The organism is Stenotrophomonas sp. 05L44_2 (assembly GCF_056665995.1).
On the sequence record NZ_JBFTNR010000281.1, the window covers coordinates 1 to 9,124 of the forward strand.

Consider the following 9,124-nt stretch of genomic DNA (forward strand, 5'->3'; position numbering starts at 1 on the left):
GACATGGGCAAGGCTCCCTCGCTGGAGTTCGACAAGCCGGTCTCCGGCGAAATCACCTCGCGCAGCGGCGTCAATTTCAACGATGGCAGCCACCATCAGCTGTACCAGCTGAAGCTGGAAGACAAGCAACTGGCCGGCATCACGTTGACCGGTGCGCTTCGCGGCTCGATCGCCGTGTTCAACAATGGCGTGCTGGTGGCCAGCAGCAACTCGGACTACGAGCGCGGCAACGACGTTTCGCTGGCGTTCCGCGCCAACGGCACTGGCAGCTACCAGGTGGCCATCAATGCCGACGGCCCCTCAGCCTTCGGTCCGTACCGCCTGCGCGCCGAGAAACTGGTGCCGTATGACGGCAAGCCGATGGTGGCCGAAGGTGAGATCGCCGACCTGCTGGTCTCCAAGTCGCAGGATTACACCCTGCAGGTGGACAAGGCGGGCATGTACGAAATCCGCCTGGAATCGAAGGCGTTCGATACGGTGCTGAAGCTGGATGGCAACGGCGTCCAGTCGGAGAACGACGATGGCGGTGATGACACCAATTCGCGCATTGGCATGCCGCTGGAACCGGGCAAGTACACCCTGCGCGTGCGCAGCCTGGATGAAGCCAGTACCGGCGCTTTCAAACTGACGGCCAAGCGCACCGAGCTGCCGGCCAACATGGTCATGCGTGATGGCACCTCCCTGCCGAACACCGGCAGTGTGTTTGCCATGCTCGATGGCGAAGGCCGCCGCCGCTTCCTGCTGAGCCTGCCGCGTGCGGCCGATGTGCGCCTGGACGCCATTTCCAGCCAGGTGGATACGGTACTGCGCGTGGTCGGCGGCGACGTGGAGCTGGTCAATGACGATGGTGGCAACGGCACCAACGCACGCGTGGAAGAATCGCTGCCGGCCGGCCACTACACCGTGGACGTGTCCAGCCTGAGCGATGAAGCGGGCATGGTGGAAGTGCGCGTGCAGATCGACGGCGCCGCGTCGGCCGCGGCATCAGCTGCTGYTACGGCGGCCGCCGACGCTGCCGCTGAAGCGACGGACTGACGCCGCCACGAGGACGCAAACGAAAAGGCCGGGCAATGCCCGGCCTTTTTTTTTTCCACGTCCGTCGTTGTTTCAATGCGCCGGCACGAAGCCGGTATCGCCCAAGGGCGACAGCAGCGAACCGCGCCCGCTGTCGGCGACCTGGCCTGCGGCCGACAGTGCCTGCTGGTAGGCCTTGGCGGTCGCCGTGTTGAACGCCACCAGCACGATCCGCATCGGCTGGGCGTGGCTGCGCTGCCAGGCGAGTGTTTCGGTGACCGCGATCTGTGCGGCCTGGTACAGCGGATAGCCATACACACCGCAGCTGATGGCCGGGAACGCGATCGACTGCAGGTTCAGTGATTCGGCCAGCTGCAGCGACTTCCAGTAGCAGTTCGCCAGCAATGCCGGTTCGTCGCGCTGGCCGTCGTGCCAGACCGGACCGACCGTATGCAGTACGTGCCGTGCCGGAAGCGCATAGGCATCGGTTGCGCGCACCTCACCGGTCGGGCAGCGCACACCGGGGCGCAGCTCCGGCAGACGCTCGCACTCGGCCAGCAGGCCAGGGCCGGCCGCACGATGGATGGCGCCGTCGACACCGCCGCCACCGAGCAGTGATTCATTGGCCGCGTTGACGATCGCATCCACCGCCAGGGCCGTGATGTCGCCCTGCCACACTTCGATCTTCATGCGTCCGTCTCCTGCCTGTAGTTGTTGCGCGCCGTGCCCACGCTGGCTGCACCCGCATCTTGCGGGACAGGGCATCGATGCTGCGTCATGACCGTCTCATGCACTGCGATCCGCGCTGTTCATGCACGATGGCCGGCGGCGCCTTCACGCAGGCTGAAGCGAGCGCCGCACGCGGCAAAACGAAAGTTTTCGGGGTGAATCTCTTATGATTTCTGGGGAAAGCTGTCCGCTTCCGTCGGCAATACCCAGACAGGATCACCCAAATAGCAAACGCCCACCGCGAGGGTGGGCGTCATCCTGCTGTCATCGACAACGCGGCGATCAGGGCAGACCGGCCAACCAGTCGTCGTCCGAACCTTCATTGACGTCGGCGAACAGCGGCGTGGAGAAGTAGCGTTCACCGGTGTCCGGCAACATCGCCAGGATCACCGCGCCCGGTTCGGCGCGATCTGCCACGTCCAGTGCGCTCGCAACCGTGGCACCGGCGGAGATGCCGACGAAGATGCCTTCCTCCGCCGCCAGCCGGCGGGCGGTGGCGATCGCGCGGTCATCTTCCACCGTCACCAGTTCGTCCACCACATTGCGGTTGAGTACATCGGGCACGAAGTCCGGGGTCCAGCCCTGGATCTTGTGCGGCTTCCAGTCATCGCCCTTCAGCAAGGCGGCGCCGGCCGGCTCGGTGGCGATGATGCGGGTGTCCGGGCGGGCGACCTTCAGTACTTCGCCGACGCCGGTCAAGGTGCCGCCGGTTCCCCAGCCACTCACGAAGTAGTCCAGCCGCTTGCCGGCGAAATCACGCAGGATCTCCGCGGCGGTGGTGTTGCGGTGGTAGGCCGGGTTGGCCGGGTTGGCGAACTGGCTGGCCAGGAACCAACCGTGTTCCTCGGCCAGCTCGCGCGCCCTGCGCACCATGCCGCTGCCGCGCTCGGCGGCCGGGGTCAGGATGACCTTCGCGCCGTAGGCCCGCATCAACTTGCGGCGTTCCACCGAGAAGGTCTCGACCATGGTCGCCACGAACTTGTAGCCGCGTGCGGCCGCCACCATCGCCAAGGCGACGCCGGTGTTGCCCGAGGTGGCTTCGACGATGGTGTMGCCCGGCTTGAGCAGGCCACGCTGTTCGGCATCGAGGATGATCGCCAGCGCCAGGCGATCCTTCACCGAGCCGCCCGGATTGAAGGACTCGACCTTGGCGTACAGGGTCACGCCCTGCGGCGCCAGTCGCTGCAGCTTGACGATGGGGGTGTTGCCGATGGTGTCGAGGATGGAGTCGTACAGGGCCATGGGAGCGCTCCAGGAACAGGCCGCGCCGGGCTCGGCGGGCGGAAAGGAAGTGGGCTGGCTGTTCAGGCCAGCGGCTGCCGGCTGACCGTAGCGCCGGCATATGACGCCCGGAAATGACCAGATACCTTTCTTAAACAACCTTTGGTTATAAGCTGGTGACGGCAATTGACCCTAGAGTGGACCTCCGCCCCCACATCGCCCGCCTGCCATGACGCTGACCCAGCTGCGCTACCTGGTTGCCATCGCCGACGCCGAGCTGAACATCACGCTCGCCGCCTCGCGCGTGCATGCCACCCAGCCTGGGCTGTCCAAGCAGCTCAAGCAGCTGGAGGACGAACTGGGCTTCCTGCTGTTCGTACGCAAGGGGCGCAGCCTGGAGTCGGTCACCCCGGCCGGCACCGAAGTGATCAGCCGCGCCCGCGCGGTGCTGTCCGAGGCCAACAACATCCGCACCTACGCGGCCAACCAGCGTCGCGAGAGCCAGGGCCAGCTGATCCTGACCACCACCCACACCCAGGCGCGTTTCGTGCTGCCGCCGGCGGTGGCGCGCATCAAGCAGGCCTATCCGCAGGTCAGCGTGCACCTGCAGCAGGCCGGTGAGGCCGATGCGCTGGACCGGCTGAACCAGGGCGATGCCGATATCGCGATCATCAGTACCGCCGGCAGTGAACCCAGCGATGGCATCGCCGTGCCGCTGTTCCGCTGGCGGCGGCTGGTGGTGGTGCCCAAGGGCCATCCGCTGGATCGCGCCGGGCGCGCACCGGACCTGGCGGCATTGGCGCGACAGCCGTTGATCAGCTACGAATCCTCGACCCGTCCCAACTCCTCGTTGCAGCGCGCCTTTGCCGCGCAGAGCCTGGTACCCGATCTGGCGCTGACGGCGCTGGATGCGGACCTGATCAAGACTTATGTGCGTACGGGTCTGGGGGTAGGTCTGCTGGCCGAGATGGCGATCAGCGCCAACGACGAGGATCTGCGGGTATGGCCAGCGCCGGCGCCGATCACCGAGTGCGTCGCCTGGGCGGTGCTGCCGCGCGACCGGGTGCTGCGCGACTACGCGCTGGAGCTGGTGCATGTGCTGGCCCCGCAGATTGATCCGCGCGACCTGCGGCGGGTGCTGGATGGCAACCAGGCCGCGTCCTGGCCGGTGCCGCCGACCTGGGAATCGCTGACCCAGACCATCACGGTGTGAGGTTGGTCGAGCAGGGCTGCGCCCTGCACCTGCTACGACATTCAAGCAACAGCAACGGCAACAGCAACGGCAACAGCGGGCATTCCGTGGGATGGCGGGGCGGTGTGGGTAGGCAGGACACGCCGTAAACCCGTCCTGGTCGACACGGTAAAATCCACGCGATGCGTGGATGAATCTCCATGGAAATCGAATGTTTCGACAATTGATCGAAGAGCATCCACGCATGGCGTGGATCTACCGCAGATCGCGGAAAWCTGTCGAAGGCGGGGTGGGTACGGTTGCGGGGGCGTGAGCCGCATGGATGCGGCGACCGAGCTTACATGGACGTACTTGCAGCGGCCCCCGCAACCGGACCCACCCCGCCTACCCACAGGAAGCCAGCTTTTGATGTTGCTTCGGCTCTTGCCGTGGACGTGGCCTCTGCGGGTGCAGGGCGCAGCCCTGCCGATAAACCCCCTCCTGCGACGGTTCGTCGCACGGTGCCTTCTGGAGGCACCTCTACACTAGCGCGGTGATCCGTACCGGCTGCCTGCGTCGAACCCTGCTCCAGCTCGCCTTCATCGCGACGCTGTTGATGGTGCTTGCGCCGCTGGTCAGCCGTGCGCTGCAGGCGCCGCAGGGTCAGATCCCTTCACCACAGGGAAGGGCTCTGACCCCATCCACAATGCATGGCGGCATGGACCATGCCCACATGCATCACGGCGACATGGCTGAGGGTCAGAGCCCTTTGCCGGGGCAAAGGGATCCGACCCCACCCGCCGATCCCCACGCCATGCACGGGGAGGCCTGCGAGTACTGCGTGCTGGCCATGCGCCTGCTGCCGTGGCTGGCCGTGCTGGTGCTGCTGCTGCCCTTGCTGTGGCGGCCGAAGCCGATGTTCCCATGGTCGCAGCCGCGACTGCCGCTGCTGCATTGGCCGGCACATGCCGCGCGTGGCCCGCCGCTGATCTCCACCGTCCGCTGATTTCCCTATCGAATCCGCCGCACGAGGCCTGCAAGGGCGTCGTGCGCGCGTGCGTACCTTGGAGCTGTTTCCATGAAAATGACTTTCCCCGCTGCGGGCGCCCGTGCGCGCCTGCCGTTTGCGCTTGGCGCTGCCCTGGCTGCTCCCTTCGCCCATGCCGCGCCCGCTGAAGAAGCGCGGACGCTGGATACGCTGGTGGTCACCGCCGCCGCGCCGTCCTCGCCGCTGCATTGGGTGACCGATCCGCGCCTGCCGCGGCAGCCTGTGCCAGCCAGCGATGGCGCCGATTACCTGAAGACCGTTCCCGGCTTCTCCGCCATCCGCAACGGCGGCACCAACGGCGACCCGGTGCTGCGTGGCATGTTCGGTTCGCGCCTGAACATCCTCAGCAACGATGGCAATCTGATTGGCGCGTGTCCCTCGCGCATGGACAACCCGCTGTCCTACATATCGCCGGAGAGCTTTGACCGGCTGACCATCATCAAGGGCCCGCAGAGCGTGCGCTGGGGCGCGGGTGCCTCTGCGGGCACCGTGCGCTTCGAGCGTGATACCCCGCGTTTCGATGCGCCCGGGCTGCGTGCCGATGCCAGTGCACTGGTCGGCTCACGCAACCGCAACGACCAGGTGCTGGACCTGACCCTGGGCAATCCAACGGGCTACGTGCGTGCCAGCGGCAATCGCTCCGAAGCCGATGACTACAAGGACGGCAACGGCGATGTGGTTCCGTCGAAATGGCGCAAGTGGAATGGCGACGTAGCGGTGGGCTGGACGCCTGACGCCGATACCCTGTTGGAGGTCTCCGCCGGTGCCGGCGATGCGATCGCGCGCTACGCGGGGCGCGGCATGGATGGGGCCGCGTTCGAACGCACCAGTTACGCCGCACGCTTCGAGAAGCGCAATCTGCCCGGGGCGTGGAACACGCTGCAGGCGAACGTGTACTACAACGAAGCCGACCACGTGATGGACAACTACACGCTGCGTACGCCGAACCCACACAGCATGATGCCGATGCCGATGGCGTCGAACGTGGATCGCCGCACGCAGGGCGGGCGCATCAGCGCCGAATGGCGCTGGCAGGACGTGCAGCTGGTGGCCGGCATCGACGGCGAAGACAGCCGGCATCGCGGCCGCATGGGCATGGGGCGCGATACCTACAAGCAGGCGGACTGGAACACCGACGCCGATTTCCGCCGCTACGGTGCATTCACCGAACTGACCTTCGGCGTGGACACCGGGCAGCGTTGGATCGGCGGGCTGCGCATCGATCGTGCCAGCGTGCGCGATGCGCGTGCCGACATCGGCGGCATGATGATGGCCATGCCCAATCCCACCGCCGGCCAGCGCCGCAGGGAATGGCTGGGCAGTGGTTTCCTGCGCTACGAACAGGACCTTGCCGACGGCCTGACCTGGTATGCCGGGCTGGGCCACAGCCAGCGCATGCCCGACTACTGGGAACTGTTCTCGCCCGATCAGGGGCCGGCAGGTGCGGTGAACGCGTTCGCTGGCATCCAGCACGAGCGCACCACCCAGCTCGACGTCGGCCTGCAATACAAGGGCCCGCGCGTGCAGGCCTGGGTCTCGGCCTATGCGGGGCAGATCCAGGACTACATCCTGTTCACCTATCGCGGCAGCGGCATGATGGGCATGAGCCGGGCTGACAATGTGCAGGCGCGCATCGCCGGTGCCGAGGCCGGCCTGCAGCTGCGGCTGGACGAGCAATGGAAGCTGGGGGGCACCCTGGCCTATGCCTGGGGCGAGAACCGCGATCAGCATCGACCGTTGCCGCAGATGCCGCCGCTGGAAGCACGCTTGAGCGCTGACTGGGAAGGCCAGCGCTGGAGTGGCGGTGCGCTGGTGCGCGCGGTCACCCATCAGCATCGGGTCGCGGACGGGCAGGGCAACGTGGTCGCGCAGGACCTCGGGCCGAGCAGCGGCTTTGCCACGCTGGCGCTCAACGCGGCCTATCGTTTCAGTTCGCAGCTGCAGCTCAGCGCCGGTGTCGACAACCTGTTCGACCGTGCCTACAGCGAGCATCTGAACCTGGCCGGCAGCGCCGACTTCGGCTTCCCCGCTGACCCTGTGCGCATCAACGAGCCCGGCCGCAGCCTGTGGATGAAGGTGAACTACCGGTATTGATCCGCCGGGCATGGCCCGGCGCTACCGGTGCGCCGCGCACAGAAGGCCTGCGTCCAAAGAAAACGGGGTCGGATCCCCGCCAGGTTCCGACCCCGCCCGGCGCCCTCGGCCAGGCCCCTCGACTGTACGACGGCATCGCCCCTGGCGGGATGGCCTGATACATCCCGACATACGCCGACACTGCGTCGGTGCCCCCTGCATGGAATGGGCACACGGCGCTATCGCAGCCCCCGTTCCACGCCGGTAAACGCTTGGCACATACCGCTTTTGCGGGGCCTTGCCTACACTCGGCGGCCGTGTACCACTCAGGACGCTTCATGTTGGCTCGTATCGCTTCGACCCTGGCCCTTGGCCTCAGCCTGGCCGTGCTGGCCGGGTGCGCAGGCAAACAGGAGGCCGCCGCGCGTCGGCAGGGCGAAGCCGTGCCGGTCACCGCGCAGGTCGTGCAGGCGGTGCAGTGGAACGACACGCTGCAGGCGCTGGGCACGGCCAAGGCGCGCGAGTCGATCAGCGTGACCGCCAAGGTGAGCGAGATCGTCGAGCGCGTGCACTTTGAAAGTGGCCAGCAGGTCGCCGCCGGTGCGCCCCTCGTGACACTGCGCGGGCAGGCCCAGGAGGCCGCATTGGTGCAGGCGCAGGCGACCTTCCGCGAAGCCGACCAGCTGTACAAGCGCCAGCGCGAACTGGCGGCGCAGCGGTTGGTATCCAGTGCCACCCTGGACACGCAGAAGTCGATCCGCGACGCCGCCGAAGCGCGGGTGGCACAGATGCAGTCGGACATCGGCGACCGTCGCGTGCGCGCGCCGTTCGCCGGCGTACTTGGCATTCGCCAGATCAGCCCGGGCACGCTGCTGACGCCGACCACGGTGATCGCCACCCTCGACGACGTCGAGCGCATGCACGTCGATTTCCAGGTGCCGGAAGTGGAACTGGCGTCGCTGACCACTGGCGACAAGGTGCAGGCCACCAGCGTGGCCTGGCCGGGCCGCACCTTCGAGGGCGAGGTCAGCACGATCGATGCACGCATCGACCCGGCCACTCGTGCGGTGACCGTGCGTGCCGACTTCGCCAATGGCGACCATGCGCTGCGGCCGGGCATGCTGCTCGACGTGCGCCTGTTCCATCCTGATCGACCGGCCCTGGTGGTGCCGGAAATCGCGGTGGTGCAGGTCGGTCGCGACAGCTTCATGTACCGCATCAAGGCCGATGACACCGTCGAACGCGTGGACGTGGTCACCGGTGCACGCCGCGCCGGCGTGGTCGAGATCAAGCAGGGCCTGCAGGCAGGCCAGCGCATCGTGGTGGACGGCACCGGCAAGCTGCGGGCGGGCCTGAAGGTGGCAGCCTCCGACGCCGCGCCCGCCAGCGGCGCGCAGCCGGCGACGGTTGAAGCACCTGCAGCCGCCGAGGGTCACGGCGGATGAAGCTGTCCGACATCTCCATCCAGCGGCCGGTGTTTGCCGTGGTGATGAGCCTGTTGCTGCTGGTGCTGGGCGTGATGTCCTTCACCCGGTTGACGCTGCGCGAACTGCCGGCCATCGACCCACCGATCGTTTCGGTCTCGGTGGATTACACCGGCGCCTCGGCAGCGGTCATCGAGAGCCGCATCACCCAGGTGCTGGAAGACGCGCTGGCCGGCATCGAAGGCATCGATACGATCAACGCGCGCAGCACCAACGGCCGCTCGCAGGTCAGCATCGAATTCACCTCCAACCGTGACATCGAAGCGGCGGCCAACGACGTGCGCGACGCGGTCAGCCGCGTGGCCGACCGCATGCCCGAGGAGGCACGGCCACCGGAGATCGCCAAGGTCGAGAGCGATGCCGACCCGATCATCTGGTTCAACA

8 protein-coding genes are annotated in these 9,124 nt (G+C 67.0%); 6 read left to right on the forward strand and 2 right to left on the reverse strand.

The features are described from left to right. Window positions 1–1,035 (forward strand): ABC transporter substrate-binding protein (locus tag AC1VAN_RS11280; protein ID WP_480985824.1); only part of this gene is annotated, 1,035 nt, incomplete at its 5' end. A 72-nt stretch (window positions 1,036–1,107) separates the two neighbouring features. On the opposite strand, the gene AC1VAN_RS11285 is transcribed toward AC1VAN_RS11280, so the two are convergent. Both AC1VAN_RS11285 and cysK read right to left on the reverse strand, forming a co-directional pair. After that, window positions 1,108–1,704 carry an O-acetyl-ADP-ribose deacetylase gene (locus tag AC1VAN_RS11285; protein ID WP_025874259.1) on the reverse strand — a complete coding sequence of 199 codons (597 nt, stop codon included), beginning with the start codon at window positions 1,702–1,704 and terminating at the stop codon, window positions 1,108–1,110. Window positions 1,705–2,025: 321 nt separating this feature from the next. Further along, window positions 2,026–2,985 (reverse strand): cysteine synthase A, encoded by a 960-nt coding sequence (cysK, locus tag AC1VAN_RS11290; protein WP_480985825.1) that lies wholly within the window; start codon window positions 2,983–2,985, stop codon window positions 2,026–2,028. A gap of 208 nt (window positions 2,986–3,193) precedes the next feature. Between cysK and AC1VAN_RS11295 the strand changes: the two genes are divergently transcribed. The 5 genes from AC1VAN_RS11295 to AC1VAN_RS11315 all read left to right on the forward strand — a co-directional run. Then, window positions 3,194–4,177: a LysR family transcriptional regulator gene (locus AC1VAN_RS11295; RefSeq protein ID WP_301910080.1), complete on the forward strand. Its 984-nt coding sequence runs from the start codon at window positions 3,194–3,196 to the stop codon at window positions 4,175–4,177. Between the two features lie 511 nt (window positions 4,178–4,688). Next, window positions 4,689–5,141 carry a DUF2946 family protein gene (locus tag AC1VAN_RS11300; RefSeq protein WP_425513378.1) on the forward strand — a complete coding sequence of 151 codons (453 nt, stop codon included), beginning with the start codon at window positions 4,689–4,691 and terminating at the stop codon, window positions 5,139–5,141. Window positions 5,142–5,213: 72 nt separating this feature from the next. Further along, window positions 5,214–7,277, forward strand: coding sequence for a TonB-dependent copper receptor (locus tag AC1VAN_RS11305; protein WP_442252266.1), 2,064 nt, complete (start codon window positions 5,214–5,216; stop codon window positions 7,275–7,277). 317 nt (window positions 7,278–7,594) lie between these two features. Beyond that, window positions 7,595–8,701: an efflux RND transporter periplasmic adaptor subunit gene (locus tag AC1VAN_RS11310; RefSeq protein ID WP_025874264.1), complete on the forward strand. Its 1,107-nt coding sequence runs from the start codon at window positions 7,595–7,597 to the stop codon at window positions 8,699–8,701. Further along, window positions 8,698–9,124: efflux RND transporter permease subunit (locus AC1VAN_RS11315; protein WP_480985826.1), on the forward strand; the 427-nt coding region annotated here is incomplete at its 3' end. The genes AC1VAN_RS11310 and AC1VAN_RS11315, both read left to right, overlap by 4 nt.